Here is a 19,537-nt window from a genome sequence, read left to right on the forward strand (position 1 = left end):
TTATGCTTATAAGAACTCATTGAAATAAAACTTTTGAATAAAACTGCCATTCCCCTATATCGATCCATGATTTTTCACTAATCGGAAATACTCCTACCTTACCTCCTCTACCTTTAATTCTTTCTATTAAATGAGTCAAATGAAAAAAAGTACTTTTGGGAATTTCTTTCAGTAAATGAGGCTCCAGAATATACATCCCACTATTGATCATAAAATCTAATTGGGGTTTTTCTTTCAGCGAAATTAACTCGCCATTTATTCCGCTTTCTATTGTTCCATAAGGTATGTCATAATTTTTTATTGAGGCAACAATGGTTAATTCGTTTTTATTTTCGCGGTGATATTTATGAATTGCCGAATAATCTTCTTCAATTAAGATATCGCAATTAGATACAAAAAAAGTTGTTAGTAATTTATCCTCTAGTAAGTGCAAACTACCGGCTGTGCCTAGGGGTTTTTCTTCAGTAAAGAAATTGATATGATAATCTTTCTCCCCCAAACTATCAAAATAAAAACGTATTAAATCCGCTTTATAATTAACCGAAATCTCAAAATTAAAACAACTATATTTTTTAAATCTATCTATAATATTCTCTAAAATAGTTGACTCGCCAAAAGGCAAAAGTGGTTTGGGTAAAATATTGGTTAATGGTTTTAGCCGGGAGCCAATTCCTCCGGCCATAATTACCACTGGCAAATTTAAAATAGGATATATTCTATTTTCCTCATCCTTTACAATATCTTCCCAATAAATTATCTTAATTACCTTCTTATTCTCATCAATTATAGGCATATATACTAAACGATATAACAACATTTGCCTTCTTATTTCTGATAAGGAGTCATTTGTGTTACCAAGAATTAAATCGGACCTGCTAAACAAGACAGCAGGTTCATCTAAAGATTTATTGGCAATAATGGCTCTTTGTATATCTCCAATTGTAATTAAGCCTTTGAAAAAACCATTTACATCAACAATCATTAATAATTTATAACCAACATCGTCCATTTGCGTTAAAGCTTGCTTCAACGTGGTCTTAGGATTAATAATCAATTGACTTATATCAGGGCTCATTTGCGTTTGACTTATACTCCATTATTACACTGTGCCAATCTTTAATACATTCACTCCATAAAGATGATTTAAATTTCTCCGCTGTATTTGATTGAATTACTTTATTTTTTATATCAGTCAGGTTTTCAAATACAAATAATAGCTTTTCCTTTAATTCGGTAACACTATCAATTGTTTCATAATAAATTCCTTTATCTTTTAAAGAATGGTAAGGCAACCAATTTCCCGCAATTACTATGTTTTGTGCGAATAAATGTTCCTGCAATGACCCTGAAAATGCATCTGTTATTGGAATTTGGATCATTAGATCCGTCGCCTTTCTCAAATGAGCTATTTTTTCATCGGATAAAAAGTTCTCATAGATTACATGTTCCAATCCACTTGCTTTCAGTTCTTTTTTGATCTCCATTTTGTATTCATTACTACCACCGTAAGTAATTGGAAGGATAACTTTTGTTTTTGCTGGTAGTTTTGATCCAATCTGAGATAACATCGATATTATTTTGTGATGTTGGAGATTGGGAGATCCGTTATATCCGCAAATAATAATGAAATCATCTTCGTTAAATCCTAATATTTTTTTTGATTCCTTTCCCGTTATATTTTGTAGCTGAAACAAAGGAAGAAGAGGCGCTAATCCAAAAAAGCAATTTCTGATTTTGCTTTGATCAACCTGTTTTACCTTCAAGACATCCCTTACCATCTCCTGGGTTGAAATCACGAGTAGATCGCAATGATCGATGGTACTAAAAATTTTATATTCATTTTCCTGTCTCTTATAGAAATCTGAACCCCATATCGCCCCGACAGAGAAAATATTTTGTTTATTTAATTTAGAGAAAACGTAACAATTAGGTAACCAAAATCCCTGTATTAAAATTACATCATATTGAGCGATATTTTTATTTACATTATCTATGGTTTTATTTAATTTCCTCTTAGTCAAAATTCCTCTTAATTTTGGAATTTTAGCTATTATCGGATTTAGCGGTCGATAGCTAAAAACCTTATTATAAGGCTCGCGTTTTTCGTATTGGATTTCTTTAATGGAAATAGGATTAACAATATCAATTTCTAATGAATCATCATAATTATTTAATGTTAGAGAAAAATTTTCGATATATTGACTATACATATCTCCAATAATTAATAGTTTGCACACTTTACTTTTAGCTAGCATTAGCAAGGGTATTCATTTTTCTAAGTATTCTTGTCGTTAGATTTTCTACACTTTTTAAACTTCTTTAAAACTGGTCCTTTACCTGACACCCAATTTTAGTAAAACCTCATTCTTTCATTTCTGTCCTATTGCTTTCATTCAATTATTATCAAGTATCTCTATTTTTTTTAAAATATTCTATAGTTAATCTTAACCCCCTAGTTATTGAAATTTTCGGCTTCCAGTTCAATTCGTTTTGTATTTTAGATATATCAGCAATAGTATCTAAAATTTCCCCTTGCCGAATTTCATTGGTAAAATGAACGCGCGCCTTAGATTGTGAAAGATTAATAATCGCATCGACAATATCTTTAATTGAAGTCGAAACTCCGGAACCAAGGTTATAGATTCTAAAGAATTTGTCGTTATCAATAATTGACAGATGCACAGCTTCCACTACATCATCAATATAAATAAAGTCACGTTTAGGTCTCGAATCATTCAATTGAATAGCTTTATTATTTATCTGACTAATTACAGTCGGAATAAAAAAGGGGAATTTCTGACCTGCACCATAAATATTAAATGGTCTAAAAATAGTAACGGGAACTCCAAAATCTCTAAAATATGCTTCACATAACTCTTCACCAATTAATTTTGATTGGGTATAAGGATTTTTAGGGCTTTTATGGTGATTTTCATCAATTGGTAGATATATAGGAGTACCATAGACGTAAGTGCTAAAAAAAATTACTTTTGCCCCATCTATCTTAGCCTTTTCAAGAATATTTAATGTCGATAAGATATTATTATTATAAAAACTTAACGGGGTTTTAAACGAATCAGGAACAAAACTTTTGCTCGCTAAATGAACGATTATTTCAGATTTTGGAATATTCTTAACGGCTTCCCAATCACATAAATTGAGCGTATTGCTACTTCCAACATCGAAAACTTCAAATGACTTGGATTTCAATAAGGAAGTTAATGAGTTTCCAACGAACCCTTTGCTCCCGGTTATTAGTATTCTTTCATTCAAAATCTATGTTATTCATTGTTGTTACATTTTTGAGTCAAGATATTTACCAGTCTCTTTATGACCAAAATTTGGAATCATTTCGTTAAACAATTCTATGATCTCACTTTTCTCCCATTTCCCCATTTTCTTCATTTCGTTAATTCTGGCTTCAAAGTAATTCAATTTTTCTCCCTCTGTTTTCAAATCGTTCCTTATTACACCAATATTCCTGAACCTACTTAGGTCTGTTTGTTCTTTTTCAGTAAAAAATTCTTCAAAAGATTTTTCCCCCGTGGTATCGCTCAACGTAAACAGGCAAGGCCATTTCTTTTTTAAAGGTGATGTGGCCATTAAAGATCTTGCTTCATCTTCATCAGCGCAGATATAAGGCTGATAACCTAATGCTTCCAGGTATTTTACTGCTATCTCAGCAAAAGAGATTAAATGCAAATCTGCTGTCAGTTTTGGGAAAAAAATATCCCTGTTTTGCCCAAACACACACGACATCAGGCATAATTCCCCTGATTCTTTCGGTGTTACGAAATATCGCTTAATGTCTTTTGGGGCAACAATAGGTTGGCGTTTTTTTATTCTTTGATCAAACCCGTATAATAAAGATCCATCTGAAAAGGCCACATTAGCAAAACGGGCCGTCGAAATATTAATTTCGCTGCTTCTTTTCATCAGGAACATTTCCATAATTCTTTTGGAAGCTCCCATTAAATTCACAGGGTTCGCCGCTTTATCCGTTGAAACACAAAAATATTTTTTTGTATTATTCTCTATTGCTGTTTGAATAGTTTTATCTGTGTTAAAAATGTTTACGTTTATCATCCGCATCAATGTAAAAGGATCTTTTTCACTTCTTACGTGTTTTAATGCAGATAAATTTAAAACATAATCATAATGCTTATTTATTTTCGTAAAATATTCGTATTCCAATGAACCAATATCAAGGGCAAAAGTTTGAAAATCTCCGGGAATATAGCCGTAGGAACTTCTGATATCCCGGACAAGTTCCACCAAATTGTTTTCACTCAAATCGACCACATGCAGTTTTCGTGGAAATCGCTTAAAAATCTCCTTTGTTACTGCCTGCCCGATGGAGCCGGCACCGCCAATTATTAGAAAACTTGAATTTCTTATATGGTAACACAGCTCGCTTTCGTTTTCTGAAATGTCGTTGTCAAAAAGTTGTTGGGTTCGCCCGATTAGATTTAGTATATCCACTTTCTTTATCTTCTAAAAATCTTTTTTAACCAGCTTGTTTCATTTTCTTCTTCAGTGTACCCATATCCATATCCATATCCATATTTGTTTACCCCTTTACCTCTAATACCATTATACACAATGGCGGGATTTTTAAGCGCATCTTTTTTATGCTGCTGTTCCAGTTTTTTTAAGAACATTTTGGGCGTATAATCATGCCTGATTATAAAGAGGGTTACGTCAGCTAAGGGAGATATGATAAAAGCATCAGTAACCGGGTTTATAGGAGCAGTGTCCATTATAATATAATCCAATGTTTCCCCAAGATAACTTAGTAATTCCTGCAACTTACCATTTGAAATTAACTCTGAAGGATTGGGTGGTATAGGTCCAGCCGGCGCTAAAAACAAGTTGTCAATTCCGGTACTTTTCATCAGGTTCTCAACCGGCAATTTTCCAATTAAATAATTCGAAAGACCCACGTGCCTTGAAATTCCAAATTGCTCGCTCAATTTGGGTTTCCGAAGATCCAGTTCAAGTAATGCCACCTTTTTTCCCATTAAGGCAAGGCTGATTCCCAGGTTGATAGCAATAAAGCTTTTCCCTTCTCCAGAAATGCTGGAGGTTATGAGTATCCTTTTATGGGTTTCATCGATACCCATATACCCTAATGATGTTCGTAATTGTCGGAACTGTTCGGCGATAAAACTGCGTTTGCCCTCGGCAATTACAATAGCGGATTTTGACCTGTCATAATTTACTTCCCCCAAAAATGGAATATCTGTATATTTTTCAATTTCAGCACGATCCTGAATGCTTCGGGTGAGCATTGTTTTAATGGAAATAGCGGCGATCCCAAAAGCCAAAGAGCCTACGAAAACTATGAAATATATAAGCGATTTTTTAGGACTGACCGGAACGTCTGAGGTTTCCGCTTTGTCTATGACACGGCTATCGGCAACGGCAGAAGCATACGACAGGGTTGTTTCTTCACGCTTTTGTAAGAGGAATGTATAAATATTATTCTTAATCGCTTGTTGTCGGCTGATACCCAGCAATTCTCTTTCTTTTTCAGGGATGGTTTTAAGCATCGATGTATAAGATGAGTTGGTAGAGGATAAATCGTCCCTGGCAGCGAGCAGATTTGTACGCTGGCTATTGATATTTTCTAAAATACCCGGTTTTAATTTATTAATTGCATCCAAAAGGGCAATGATACTTGGATTGTTGTCAGGGACTATTTTTTTGGTTTGGGAATACTGTAATTCAAGATCAGACAATTTTTGTATTAGATTCGTTAAGGAAGGATCGGCCACACCCAAGGTGGCGGGAACTATACCGCCCATGCCCTCCTTACTTTTTACATAATTTTCTACCTGATCCAGCACCGCCAACTGCATGTTAAGATCGCTGATTTTTTGATCGTTAGTCGCAACTGTTTGCAAAAAAATCTGGCCCTGTGCACTGATATCTGTAATTTTATTCCTCGCCTTAAAGCTTTGTAATTGTCTTTCCACAGAGTCCAAGTCATTTGATACAAACTTTAACCGATCCTCTACAAATTTCAGCGTATTAGCCGCCAGCATATTTTTATCAAGTATCGCGGCTTCATTATATACCTGCAACAATTCATTCAAAATATCTTCTCCCCTTTTGGGATCCTCTCCTTTTATACTTAGGTTAATAACAGACGATTCCTTGCTGGAAGCCGAAATAGTAATACTGCCCAGGATACTGTTTGCAGTATTTTTTACTCTCAACAAAGAAAAATAAAAATCATTCGGTTCATCTATTTTGCCTGTGAAATGATAATATTTGTTAGGAAGAAATTCCAAGACGCCAAAAGATGTGGAAACCCATCGGTTTAAGGGAAAGTCATTTTTTCCAATGTGTATTGATTGTAAAGCCTCGTTATAAGAAAATGGAATTTTTTGTGCAACTTTAATAGAATCCGGATCTTTCGCTTCAATTACAATAGGACATGATTCATATCCTGATTGATTTGTAACTCTTCCTTCTATAGTTATTGGAGCATACAAATGCAGATTTTTCACTACTTCCTGCATAAGTGTTTTTGATTGCAGCACCTCAACTTCATTTTCCACGTTTTTTTTAGAGCCAAACATATCCAATGCATCGATCAAATCTGTATTAGCGGAAGTATTTTTATCATCCTTAATTAATAGAACTGCCGTTGTTTGGTAAACAGGCCTTTTATAACGCAAGTATAACCAGGCAGAAGTCATACCAATGGCCACCAACAATGCAAAAAGCGGCCAATAAGGGAGGAATTTATAAAATACATCACCTAGGGAAAGACCTTCGCTTTCATCAGGCTCGTTCATGTTTACTAGTTGTTGCATTCAGATAAAATAATTTAATAAAGAAGCAATTTTATAACTTAAAAACGTTCGTTAATAATATAATTATAAGGGAAAGACCGCTTAGGATAACAGGCAAGCGTTGTTGCGTAACACTGAGACTAGCTACTTTGGCTTTACCCGGTTCCACATAAACAACATCATTTGATTTCAAAAAGAAATATGGGGATTGTAATATTTTGGAGGAATTAAGATTTAATCTTTTTATCAGCTTTACAGAATCTTGTTGACGGATTAATATTACATTATCCCGAAGCCCATATATAGTAAGATCCCCGGCATCCCCTATTGCTTCCAGGATGTTGATCTGTTCACTTGGAACATATACAACGCCCGGCCGATTCACCTCTCCCAAAACTGTAACCCTAAAATTTAAAAATCTTGACGTGACGATGGGGTCAAACAATAACTTTTTATCCACCAGTAGTTGCGTAATGTTATTCTCCAATTGTTTCTGCGTAAGCCCGGCAGCAGGAATCTTCCCAAGAATCGGAAATTTAATAAATCCATCTTCATTTACTAAGTAACCCGCAGTTTGAGAAGTATTGTTAGTGGAAGCTATAGGAGATGCGGGCAAATTAGGTGTATTAAAAACAATTGTCGCTTCGTTACTCAAACTACTTACGGCAATACTTAAGATATCTTTTTTTTGTATAACAGGTTCCAATCCCGCTTTTGAGGCTATAAGCGTTGAATCCTTTACATCGTTAAAATAGGCTACTTTTCGGGTGTCCACGCAGGATGCAAGCAGGATAAGCCCGAAAAGGATGAGTAATAAATATCTTGAGTTGCGGCCAGATTTATTCATACCAGGAGTTAAAAAATAATAATAATTTGTTGTTATATAATCACAATAAATACATTAAACCAGGTTACCAGGATAATCAGCTGGAAAACTGAGGAACCGGCATCCCAATATTCGCCATCAATTCCCCGGCACAGGGCTTCGCCCTTCCCCAATCACAGGGTACAACAAGAAATTATATTCAAAAAGTAATTAATCTGTTTCTGCTAATCAAATTAGATGCCGTTGATTTTTGGTCAAGAGAATTTACTGATAAGGTCTTCTTTTGTAACAGGAATAACAGGATAGAAAGATTTACTCTTTAAATAAATTTGAGCCGCGAAATTAAGGCATTTTGGTTTATCGAAGTGAAATTAATAAGGTGGGTTAGTTAGTTAAAAGCACCCTCCGGTGTGCAAAAAATACGGGCAGAAACGCCTGTAAACCAGTCTTCATGCGGGATTTTCAAATAGCTGCTTTCCCCCCAAAACATCCCTTTGGTTTAAGAACTTTCACAAATAAATTGCATAGTTATCGTTACCGTATTACGCCACCCATTACCCGGGAGGGCCTGAATCGTTCATTGAGCAGTAATGAGGATGCTCCATTCACGTTACCAAAATAATCCAGGGCTATTACCACCATGGTAATTCTGCCCGCCGGCATTGGGAAGGAGAAAAGTTTTGTTTGGGCAGAAATCCTTTCAGCATTATACGGTATCGTAATAGCGTCATTATAATTTTGTAATGCTTCACCCGTGGCGATGTTACAACAGGCAGCCGCTATTTTAAGCCGGATATGGCTGGTTGCGGGAGGGGCATTAAATCCCAGGGTGGGAACCATTTCCGGGAGGTGCACGGCAAACTCATCAGGGCTTTGTAAAGTAATACTAAGCGGTACTTTCATACAATTGCTCAACACGGAGGCTTCATTAAAGCTCAGTCCGCCGATAAAAGGTATTGCGGCAGGCGGTTCTATATTAACCACGCCGCTCTTAAGTAATTTTAGTAAGGCAATTCTTAGGTTGGTTTGCATTTCCATATTTTTTGGATAGGGCAGCACACCGTCCAGCAACCTCCTGAAAGATGCGCCCATAGTGGTGGATAAGCCATTGGCATTTTTATGCGCAATCACCGCCGGCGATTGATACACGTTTGCGGGTATGGTTCTTATACAGGGTATCTCCTTCCAGCTATAATATAATATGTTCCCTGATTTAGCGTTCAGGTACAATCCCTTTTGCTTACCCATAATAATTTTTTTATAAATGGATGTCAATTGTATAACGCAAAAAATAATAAAATCATATCCGCCGTTCCTCCTGGTCACGATGTAAGGGTATCTCTTTATTAGGGTATTGCTATTTCCCATGGGAATTCCTATGGCAAATAGCAAGGAAATAGCCTTCATTCAACAATGAAATAACTACTTATGCAGCGCATAAATGCGCAAAGGATATAATGGTAATGATTCAACCGGAGACGATCAATCCTTCCTATGATAAATGTCCTTTGTAAATTTTACGAATGTGTTTTAAGAAAATTTACAATAACCTCAGATGCTTTTCCATCTCCATAAAGCGAATCGTGAGAGAAATAAAATTTCTTGTTTATCATAGTAGAATATTTAAATAAAATATCTTCCCGGGCTGCTTTTGCGAGAATGTTGTATCCGCTATCAATCAGCTCTACCCATTCAGTTTGATCTCTGAGTGTAACACAGGGCTTTTGAAAAAAGAAAGCTTCTTTTTGAAGACCGCCACTATCTGTCATTACTAAAGATGCATTCTTTAGCATATACAACATTTGAAAATACCCCAAGGGCTCACAGGTAAAAAAGTGTACAGGAATCTGGAATTCATCTAATAACTTTTTTGTACGGGGATGCAGTGGAATAATTACTGGGATTTGAGTGTTTATTTCATTAAAGGCTTCTACAATTTCCTTTAAACGATTTTTATCATCTGTATTTTCGGCTCTGTGTAAAGTTGCCAAAACAAATTTTGAGGGTACATTAAATGAGGGTGGTAAGGCATAGTCAGCAAAATAGATAGATGCATCAAACATTACATCTCCGTTCTTAATAATTTTTATCCAATTCTTGTTTTCAAATCCTTCATTTTTTAAATTTGATATAGCCTGGTCCGTAGGGCAGAATAACACATTGCTTATTTGATCCGTCAGGATTCTATTAATCTCTTCCGGCATTTCCATATTAAAAGAACGCAGTCCTGATTCTACATGGATAACAGGAATATGTAATTTTGATGCCGCTAATGCTCCCGCTAAGGTAGAATTAGTATCTCCATATACCATTACATATTGTGGCATTGTTTTTTTTATTATTTCTTCTATAGATTCCAGCATCCTTCCGGTCATTGCGCCATGAGATAAGTTACCAATCTCAAGATTGTAGTGTGGCTTCGGCAAATCCATCTGTTCAAAAAAGACCTGGCTCATATTACTATCGTAATGCTGGCCAGTATGCAATATAATTTCTTGGATACCTGTTGAATCTTCTTTAATTCTGTGACTTACAATAGCGGCTTTTATAAATTGAGGCCGGGCTCCGATAATTGTTAAAATCTTCATATACGTTTAAAATTATTACAAATATTATTCTCCAATATTCTTTATTAAAACAATTATAAGTTTTGTAATATAACTGCAAGGTTAAAAGTTTAAATTAATTGTCACAAGGTGCGAATTCCAATCAATAAAAAAGCCTCGTAATAAATTACAAGGCTTTGGCTTTTTGGTACCACGTACGGGATTCGAACCCGTGATTCCTCCGTGAAAGGGAGGCGTCTTAACCCCTTGACCAACGCGGCAGATTTTATTAAGGGACGGCAAAGATAACCTTAGGGTTATTAGATGCCAAATTTTTTCTTAGCGATAAATAAAAGAAAATATTGGCCACGGATTACGCAGATGGACACGGATTAAGAAAGGGGGAAAGATGGGCCATGGATTACACGGATAAAAAGGAGGCCACGGATTTCATGGATGAAAGAAAATGCCACGGATTACACTAAATTACACGAAGGGGCGTAAATCAAAAACAAAAAAAATCCATGCAAATCTGTGTAATCCCCGGCAAAACCAGCATGATATAAATCAAGTAAAATCTGTTGCAAGTATCGATCTAAAATTTCGGGCAAGGAATTCCTTTGGAACCTGCAGGTTTTTTTACATAGATCAATGAAATTTCCATGCCCCCGCGGCTTTGAGAACCTGCTTTTAAACTGGAAATATTAATGTCGTACGTAGCACCGATTCTCATTCCTGCAAATTCGAGACCGAGGTAAGGAATGATAGCATCATCGAAACGATACCAGGAACCTAAATAAATATTAGAAGGATTAGTGCTGGCATTATCAAGGACGGCAGCAAGCGCTCCGCCTACGGTTGTTTCGGTTGCCTTATTCTGGTACTGGTAAATACCACTGGTATGCAAAGTAAGAATATCGGATACCGGAAAATAGCCGCCCGCGCTAATGGTAGTACGTGTTGCAATATTCCAGTTACCGCCCTGGAAACTTTCCTTTGGCCGGTTGATATGGTACATAGATGCGCCGACGTAAAAATTATTGTCTTCGCTGGTGGAACTGGTAAACAATAAGCCGGCATTCACATCCAAATAATTGATGTTGAGTTGTTGCGCATTAAACACGTCTGCAGTTACACCGGTAAACCCGAATGGAGTCAATTGGTCTTCAAATTTCAGGTTGTCGGTATTTAGTCTTTTCTGGCCGTAAGTTCCCTGGAAGCCGATTCCTAATTGCTGGAATCCATCTTCATCTAACGATTTATGGTAGGAAGTAGAAATTCCCAGGTAATTGTTGGTGAGCACTCCTCCTCCTGCTTTGTCTGTTAAGGCTAAAATACCCAGGCCCCATGTATCATAGTCAGGAAGCTTGCTTTTTAAAATAGGAAAATCAACACTTAAAGTTGACGTGGTATATACATTATTAAATGCCGGCCATTGATTGCGATAATTACCGGCCACCCGTAAGGTGCCATCAAATTTCCCGGTTAATGCGGGATTTAAGGTAAGGGGCGAAGCAAAAAATTGCGAGAAATGAGGATCCTGCGCATTGGCAAAAAAACTCATAAGTAACAGGATAGCAAAAAGAGATAGTCTTGTTTTCATTACAGGCAATATTCTGATATTTAAAGATAGGAGTAAATTTTTTATTATACCTCAAAAACCTATAATAACAAAAGACCGTAATTTTTATTGTACCGCTGCACCCTAAACCCGGCAAGCCAGTAGACCAAAAGAAATTCACCACAAAAGCGCGAAGAGCAAAAAGAAAAGTTTTGTTTTTTCGGCCAATAAAATCCTTAGTGTTCTTTGTGGCTTCGTGGTATAAAATAAACCTCTGAGCTTAAAAAGAAGTTCACCACAAAGGCGCGAAGAGCACAAAGAAAAGCTTTGTTTTTTCGGCCAATTTAATCCTTAGTGTTCTTTGTGTCTTCGTGGTATAAAATAAACCTCGAACCTAATAAGAAATTCACCACAAAGGCACGAAAGGCACAAAGAAAAACTTTGTTGTTTCGCCAATAAAATCCTTTGTGTTCTTTGTGGCTTCGTGGTATAAAGCAACCCTCGAGTGTGAAAAGAAATTCACCCCAAAGGCGCGAAGAGCACAAAGAAAAGGTTGTTTTTGTCTTTCGCGAAAGTCTTTTCTGTTTTTGATTTCAGAAGCCACGTAAGGTTCAAACTAATTCTAAAATGTGGTATTACATTTGGACTTTCACACCGTATGAAAGGTCCCCCGCATCTCCTAAGCCGGGAACAATATACCCCTTTGCTGTTAACTCATCATCAATATCGCCACACCAGATTATTGCCTTAGGTTCAGCACGCAGAATATATTCAATACCTACTGTACAGGCGAGCGCACATACGATATGAATCTCAGCAGGATTGCCTTCCCCCCTGATATATTGTATTGTCTTTACCAATGAAGAACCTGTAGCCAGCATTGGATCAGATATAATAACCACCCGGCCTTCCATTTCGGGGCAACTAATATAATCGAGGCTTATCTCAAAAGTTCCATCGGGATTATGTTTACGATACGCACTTATAAAAGCATTATCTGCCTTATCAAAATAATTCAATAAGCCGGTATGCATGGCAAGCCCTGCTCTTAAAATAGTGGCCAGTACAGGCTGCTTTTCCAAAACTTTACAGGTGGAAGTACCCAGCGGGGTGGTTACTTCTTTTTCAATCCAGGATAATTTTTTACTTATTTCGTAAGCGCTGATCTCTCCTATCTTTTCGAGGTTCCTGCGAAACCTGGCCCTGTCTTCCTGGATTTCAACGTCTCTCAATTCGGCCAGGTAATTACTCACCAACGAATGCTCTTCACTAAGATTGATTACCATGATTCACGTTTTAAAGTTGACAGAAGGTGTTATCCAATTCTTAAAGTTATAAATTTGAACAAATCTAAATTCTAAAAGTTTAAAAAGGTAAAAAATCCAAGAAAATGGTTTACAAGGTGATTGGAATAATGAGTGGAAGTTCGCTTGATGGAATAGACATCGTTTTTACAGAACTACAGGACCAAGGTGGTACATGGCACTATGAAATTATGCAGGCGACCTGCTTAGGTTATAATAAAGAATGGCATCAAAAATTGCAGGAAGCTATCTTTCTTTCTGCAAAAGATTATCTTTTATTGCATACAGAATACGGAGAATATACCGGGCAAAAAATTAACGAGTTTATTGATAAAAAGAATTTACATCACCAGGTAAATCTTATTGCTTCACATGGGCACACCACGTTTCATATGCCTGAGAGAAAAATGACTCACCAGTTAGGCGATGGGGCCGCAATTGCAGCAGCAACTCAACTTCCGGTGGTAAGCGACCTGAGATCAATTGATGTGGCGTTTGGCGGGCAGGGTGCTCCGATAGTGCCTTTGGGAGAAAAATTATTATTCACTGAATACAATTATTTTTTAAACATAGGCGGTATAGCCAATATTTCTATCCATAAAAAAAATGAAGTCATTGCTTTTGATATATGTGCTGCCAACCGGGTTTTAAATATGCTGGCAGAGAAGATAGATCTTGCATATGATGACGAAGGAATTATTTCATCACGGGGAAGCGTAAACGAAGATTTACTCTTTCAATTAAATGGGCTTGAATATTATAAACTTCCCGCCCCCAAATCTTTGGCTAATAGTTTCGGAACCGATATAGTTTATCCATTATTAACTTCGCTTAACCTGAATGTTGAGGATACTTTGCGCACATATGTTGAGCATATTTGTATTCAAATAAAGAATTCTCTCGTGGTATTTAAAGAAGAAAAGGTTCAGTATTTGTTTATAACGGGCGGTGGCGCTTTTAATACTTTCCTTATAAAAAGATTACAACAAAAACTTGACGAGATAAATTTTGAAATTGTTATTCCCGCTGCTGATGTAGTTAAATATAAAGAAGCTTTGATAATGGCATTGCTGGGGGCGCTCCGTTGGCGGGAGCAATACACCGTGCTGTCGTCGGTTACAGGTGCCACCCGAAATAGTATTGGCGGGGCTTTATGGCTGGGCACTGAAGCATAATGATAATTTACTTATTTTAAGTTATAGAATTCGGTATTTTAATCTCAAATCCTTAATAACAAAAAAAATCAACGCTTCATAAAAAAACTAAAAATATGAATGATTGTATAAAATAAAATTAATCCCGGCGATAGCCTATATCCAGGCTAAGTGCAACTTACCCACTACGTGCAATGCCAGGCTTTGGTAACAACAATTTCATTTCTTAACGACTATCAATCAAATTTTCTTAACGCCTTATTTATAGGCCTGTGCTCAATGCCTTGCAGCTTTTTGCTGCGGTTATTCCATCTGATCTTAAAAGATTATGTATCATTTTTCCTTAAAATTGTTTTTATTGTGATAAATTTTATTCAATGAAAAAACTCATTTTATTATTGGCTGTGTTTTCTTTCATAGCATTTTCCTGTGGCAGCGACGCCAAAAAAGCTTCGACTGAAAAAGAGGTTTATGAAAAAACAAAAGAAAGCCTCAAGGAGAAAGAAGAAAAAAGCCCGCAAAATTTCTTGTTTGTTGACGGGCATGATAAACGAAATCTTTTTGGGCAAACCGTTATTAAAGGTTCACTCACTAATAAAGCCACCATTGCCGTTTTTAAGGATGTAGTTATAAATTTATCATTTTACAGTAAAACACATGCATTACTGGAAACAGACAAAGAAACTGTTTTCGAAGTATTACATCCCGGTGAATCTAAAAATTTTAAAACAAAATATTTTGCTCCGAAGGGAACGGATAGCGTTGCGCTCGCTGTGTTAGGAGCTAAAGTTGTTAAGGAATAAATGCTGGATACTAAGTGCTAGATGCTAGACTGGATGGGGATGCCGGATGCTGGATGCTAGATGGATACCGGACCCATAAGAATTGATCGATGACTTTTCTGCGGTTTAGCGATACTAAAAAAGAGTAAGATTTCTCCTACTCTTTTTTAATATTATTCATCTAAATATCATTTCTATTCTTCTTCATCAAAAGCCATTGCTTCTTTTGTAGTCATTAATAGTTCATATTCTTCTTTGCTACCCACGATCATATTTTCAAACTCTCTCAATCCTGTTCCTGCAGGTATTGGATGGCCGGTAATTACATTTTCTTTCAGGCCAAGCATCGTATCTGTTTTACCTTGTATGGCAGCAGAAGACAATACTTTAGTTGTTTCCTGGAACGATGCTGCAGATATCCAGCTTTGTGTGCCCAATGAAGCTTTTGTAATTCCCAATAATAATGGAGAAGAAGTTGCAGGTCTTGCATCACGATACTCAACCGTTTTCTTATCGGCACGGCGAAGAATAGAATTTTCTTCTCTTATTTCACGAAGTGTAACAATTTTACCAGGACGCATTTTAGTGCTATCACCGGATTCGGTTACAACCTTCTTGTCGAAGATCCAATCATTCTCTGTATTAAAATCGTACCTGTCTTCGGTATCTCCTTCGAGGAATTTAGTGTCACCAGCATCTTCAATAGTTACCTTACGCATCATCTGGCGAACGATCACTTCAATATGTTTATCATTGATTTTTACACCTTGCAAACGATACACTTCCTGTATCTCATTTACCACGTATTCCTGAACCGCGAACGGGCCTTTAATTGAAAGAATATCAGCAGGGGCAATTTGTCCATCAGATAAAGCAACACCGGCTTTTATAAAGTCACCATCCTGCGCCAAAATCTGGCGGGTAAGAGGTACAAGGTATTTCTTCACCACTCCGTCTTTTGCTTCCACGATAATTTCCCTGTTACCACGCTTAATATTTCCAAAAGACACCACACCGTCAATTTCAGAAACAACTGCAGGGTTACCCGGATTTCTTGCTTCAAACAATTCAGTTACACGTGGCAAACCTCCTGTTATATCTCTTAACTTTCCTAATACCCTTGGAATTTTTACCACTACCTGGCCAGCTCTTACCTCTTCGCCTTCATCCATTATGATGTGCGAACCAACTGGTAAATTATATGATTTGGATTCCTTTTTACCTTCAACAATTAATGAAGGAATACGGGCTTTATCTTTAGTTTCAATAACAACTTTTTCCCTATGCCCTGTTTGTTCATCAGCTTCTTCACGGTAAGTGATGCCATCCACAATATGTTCAAACTTGATATTACCATCAATTTCAGAAACAATAACATTATTGAACGGATCCCATGTACAAATAACTTCTCCTTTTGTAATTTTCTGTCCGTCTTTTACATTAAGTGTTGCCCCATAAGGAACGTTATTGGTAATAAGGAGACGATCGTTCTTAACATCCATAATCCTTACTTCACCTGTGCGGCCAATAACCACTTTTGTTTTTTCGCCTGAGTTACTAACGGCATCGACTGTACGCAATCCATCAAACTGAATCGTGCCGTCAAATTTAGCGTTCAACGTAGATTCAACAGATGCAGAACCTGCAACACCACCCACGTGGAATGTACGCAAAGTAAGCTGTGTTCCCGGCTCACCAATTGATTGCGCTGCAATGATACCAACTGCATCTCCTTTTTGAGCAGTATAACCTGAAGCAAGGTTTTTGCCATAACATTTAACGCAAACTCCACGACGGCTTTCGCATGTAAGTACAGAACGTATTTCCACATTTTCAACACCTGCTTCATCAATGGCATGTGCAATTTCCTCAGTTATTATACCACCGGCTTCTACAATCAAATCGTCATTAACCGGGTTATAAACATTATGTAAAGAAGTTCTTCCCAATATTCTATCATACAACGGTTCAATAATATCTTCATTATCTTTTAGCGCCGTAGTAGCAATTCCCCTTAATGTTCCGCAGTCCTCTTCGTTTATTACCACGTCCTGTGCAACGTCCACAAGCCTCCTTGTTAAGTAACCTGCATCAGCAGTTTTCAATGCTGTATCTGCAAGACCTTTACGAGCACCGTGTGTAGAAATAAAATATTCCAATACATTCAACCCATCCTTAAAATTAGAAAGGATAGGGTTTTCAATAATTTCACTTCCGGTACTACCTGATTTTCGTGGCTTTGCCATTAAACCCCTGATACCAGCCAACTGCTTAATTTGCTGCTTGGAACCCCTTGCACCGGAATCAAGCATCATGTAAACAGAATTGAAACCCTGTTTATCTGCGGCCAATTCGCGTATAAGCGTTTCAGTCAGACGTGTATCTACCCTGCTCCAGATATCAATGATACCGTTATATCTTTCATTATTGGTGATAAGCCCGGCATTATAGTTATCCCAAACTTCATCAACCTCGCCTGTTGCATTATCAATCATTTCCTGTTTAGTGTCAGGAATAATAAGATCATTAATATTAAACGACAATCCACCCCTAAAAGCCATACGGAAACCAAGCTGCTTTATATCATCCAGGAATTTTGCAGTGGCCGGAATGTTAGTCCATTTAATAATATCACCAATAATTTCACGTAATGCTTTTTTAGTAAGCAAAGCATTTACATAACCAGCGCCTTTGGGAACATGCTGATTAAATATTACACGGCCAACAGTTGTATCAATTAATTTATTTTGAAATGTTCCATCATCATTGCGAATATCAACTTTCACTTTGATGGTTGCATGCAGATCAATTTTCTGTTCGTTATAAGCGATAATTACTTCTTCAGGAGAATAGTATGATTTTCCTTCGCCTCTTACCACCTGGTCTTTGGTAGACTTCTTTGCTTTCGTAATATAATATAATCCAAGAACCATATCCTGTGACGGAAGGGTAATCGGTGTTCCGTTTTGAGGATTTAATATATTATGTGAAGAAAGCATCAACATCTGAGCTTCTAAAATTGCAGCGTTGCTTAAAGGAACGTGAACAGCCATCTGGTCACCATCGAAATCCGCGTTGAATGCGGTAGTAACCAATGGATGTAACTGAATTGCTTTTCCTTCGATCAACTTTGGCTGGAAAGCCTGGATTGATAGGCGGTGCAATGTTGGAGCCCTGTTCAACATAACAGGGTGTCCTTTTAATATATTCTCAAGAATATCCCAAATAATGGCTTCTTTTTTATCAACCAACTTACGGGCACTCTTTACAGTTTTTACAATTCCTCTTTCAATTAATTTGCGAATGATAAATGGCTTGAATAATTCAGCAGCCATATCTTTTGGCAAACCGCATTCATGCATTTTTAATTCAGGCCCTACCACAATTACAGAACGACCTGAGTAATCAACACGCTTTCCTAACAGGTTCTGACGGAAACGTCCCTGTTTACCTTTTAGAACATCACTCAACGATTTTAACGCACGTCCGCCTTCTGCTTTTACAGCATTAGATTTTCTTGAGTTATCAAATAATGAATCAATAGCTTCCTGCAACATCCTTTTTTCATTACGAAGAATTACTTCAGGAGCTTTAATTTCCAATAATCTTTTTAAACGGTTGTTACGGATAATAACACGTCGGTATAAATCATTTAAATCAGATGAAGCAAAACGGCCACCATCTAACGGTACCAGTGGACGCAGTTCAGGCGGAATAACCGGTATGTATTGCATCACCATCCATTCAGGACGGTTATTGATTCTTGTATTAGCATCACGGAAACTCTCTACCACGCTTAGACGCTTTAAAGCATCTGCTTTACGTTGTTGTGATGTTTCGTTGGCCGCAGCGTTACGAAGATCGAAAGACAATTGATCGAGATCGATTCTCTGTAACATATCGTGAACCGCTTCTGCACCCATCTTAGCTATAAACTTATCAGGGTCTTCATCAGGCAAATGCTGGTTGTCTTTTGGAAGGGTATCCAAAATATCCAGGTACTCTTCTTCAGTTAAAAGATCGCCATAGTTCTGGCCTTTATCTGCACGGATACCTGATTGTATTACCACAAATCTTTCATAGTAAACAATCGTTTCTAATTTCTTAGAACTCATGCCGAGCAGGTAACCAATTTTATTTGGCAGCGATTTAAAATACCAGATATGAACAACAGGAACCACCAATTTAATGTGTCCCATTCTTTCGCGGCGCACTTTCTTTTCTGTAACTTCAACACCACAGCGGTCGCACACAATACCTTTATAACGGATACGCTTATACTTTCCGCAGGCGCATTCATAATCTTTTACCGGCCCGAAAATTCTTTCGCAAAACAAACCATCTCTTTCAGGTTTGTAAGTACGGTAGTTAATTGTTTCAGGCTTTAATACTTCACCGTAGCTTCTTTCTAAAATAGAATCAGGAGAAGTAAGGCCAATTGTAATTTGAGAAAACGTTGGACGTGGACGATTTTCTTTTCTTATCATATTTTATTTTATTTACCCCAAATCCAAATGAGGATCTTGAGCTTTTTAATTTATTTTTTTCTGATCTTCCAATA

At 37.0% G+C, this 19,537-nt stretch carries 13 protein-coding genes and 1 tRNA gene; 2 read left to right on the top strand and 12 right to left on the bottom strand.

The window, feature by feature from the left end; translation table 11 throughout:
* Positions 1–16: 16 nt before the first annotated feature.
* From FW778_RS05465 to upp, 11 genes are all read right to left on the bottom strand, one after another.
* Complete coding sequence (locus FW778_RS05465) at positions 17–1,075, bottom strand: nucleotidyltransferase family protein (RefSeq protein ID WP_150413593.1); 1,059 nt, start codon at positions 1,073–1,075, stop codon at positions 17–19.
* Positions 1,065–2,255 carry a glycosyltransferase gene (locus FW778_RS05470; protein WP_150413594.1) on the bottom strand — a complete coding sequence of 397 codons (1,191 nt, stop codon included), beginning with the start codon at positions 2,253–2,255 and terminating at the stop codon, positions 1,065–1,067. Before FW778_RS05470 ends, FW778_RS05465 begins: the two co-directional genes overlap by 11 nt.
* A 148-nt stretch (positions 2,256–2,403) precedes the next feature.
* A complete protein-coding gene (locus tag FW778_RS05475) occupies positions 2,404–3,273 on the bottom strand; it encodes an NAD-dependent epimerase/dehydratase family protein (RefSeq protein ID WP_235906056.1) in 870 nt (289 codons plus the stop codon).
* Positions 3,274–3,294: 21 nt separating this feature from the next.
* A complete protein-coding gene (locus tag FW778_RS05480; protein WP_150413596.1) occupies positions 3,295–4,482 on the bottom strand; it encodes a UDP-N-acetylglucosamine 4,6-dehydratase in 1,188 nt (395 codons plus the stop codon).
* A gap of 5 nt (positions 4,483–4,487) precedes the next feature.
* Positions 4,488–6,824: a GumC family protein gene (locus FW778_RS05485; protein WP_150413597.1), complete on the bottom strand. Its 2,337-nt coding sequence runs from the start codon at positions 6,822–6,824 to the stop codon at positions 4,488–4,490.
* Between the two features lie 31 nt (positions 6,825–6,855).
* A complete protein-coding gene (locus tag FW778_RS05490; RefSeq protein ID WP_150413598.1) occupies positions 6,856–7,650 on the bottom strand; it encodes a polysaccharide biosynthesis/export family protein in 795 nt (264 codons plus the stop codon).
* 513 nt (positions 7,651–8,163) lie between these two features.
* Positions 8,164–8,877, bottom strand: a complete 714-nt coding sequence (locus FW778_RS05495; RefSeq protein WP_150413599.1) for a hypothetical protein — start codon at positions 8,875–8,877, stop codon at positions 8,164–8,166.
* Between the two features lie 269 nt (positions 8,878–9,146).
* Positions 9,147–10,217: a non-hydrolyzing UDP-N-acetylglucosamine 2-epimerase gene (wecB, locus tag FW778_RS05500; protein ID WP_150413600.1), complete on the bottom strand. Its 1,071-nt coding sequence runs from the start codon at positions 10,215–10,217 to the stop codon at positions 9,147–9,149.
* A gap of 164 nt (positions 10,218–10,381) precedes the next feature.
* Positions 10,382–10,456 (bottom strand) — tRNA-Glu (locus FW778_RS05505).
* A gap of 314 nt (positions 10,457–10,770) precedes the next feature.
* Positions 10,771–11,778: a PorP/SprF family type IX secretion system membrane protein gene (locus FW778_RS05510; protein WP_150413601.1), complete on the bottom strand. Its 1,008-nt coding sequence runs from the start codon at positions 11,776–11,778 to the stop codon at positions 10,771–10,773.
* Positions 11,779–12,371: 593 nt separating this feature from the next.
* Positions 12,372–13,022, bottom strand: coding sequence for a uracil phosphoribosyltransferase (gene upp, locus FW778_RS05515; RefSeq protein WP_150413602.1), 651 nt, complete (start codon positions 13,020–13,022; stop codon positions 12,372–12,374).
* A gap of 104 nt (positions 13,023–13,126) precedes the next feature.
* Between upp and FW778_RS05520 the strand changes: the two genes are divergently transcribed.
* Positions 13,127–14,215: an anhydro-N-acetylmuramic acid kinase gene (locus FW778_RS05520; RefSeq protein WP_150413603.1), complete on the top strand. Its 1,089-nt coding sequence runs from the start codon at positions 13,127–13,129 to the stop codon at positions 14,213–14,215.
* Positions 14,216–14,571: 356 nt separating this feature from the next.
* The gene (locus FW778_RS05525; protein ID WP_150413604.1) at positions 14,572–14,997 is read left to right on the top strand and encodes a hypothetical protein; all 426 of its coding nucleotides are present in this window, start codon (positions 14,572–14,574) and stop codon (positions 14,995–14,997) included.
* A gap of 173 nt (positions 14,998–15,170) precedes the next feature.
* Here the strand turns inward: FW778_RS05525 and rpoC are convergent, their stop codons facing one another.
* A complete protein-coding gene (gene rpoC, locus FW778_RS05530; protein ID WP_150413605.1) occupies positions 15,171–19,463 on the bottom strand; it encodes a DNA-directed RNA polymerase subunit beta' in 4,293 nt (1,430 codons plus the stop codon).
* Between the last annotated feature and the right edge of the window lie 74 nt (positions 19,464–19,537).

The sequence above is a fragment of the Ginsengibacter hankyongi genome (assembly GCF_008710285.1).
In the GTDB taxonomy this organism is placed as follows: domain Bacteria; phylum Bacteroidota; class Bacteroidia; order Chitinophagales; family Chitinophagaceae; genus Ginsengibacter; species Ginsengibacter hankyongi.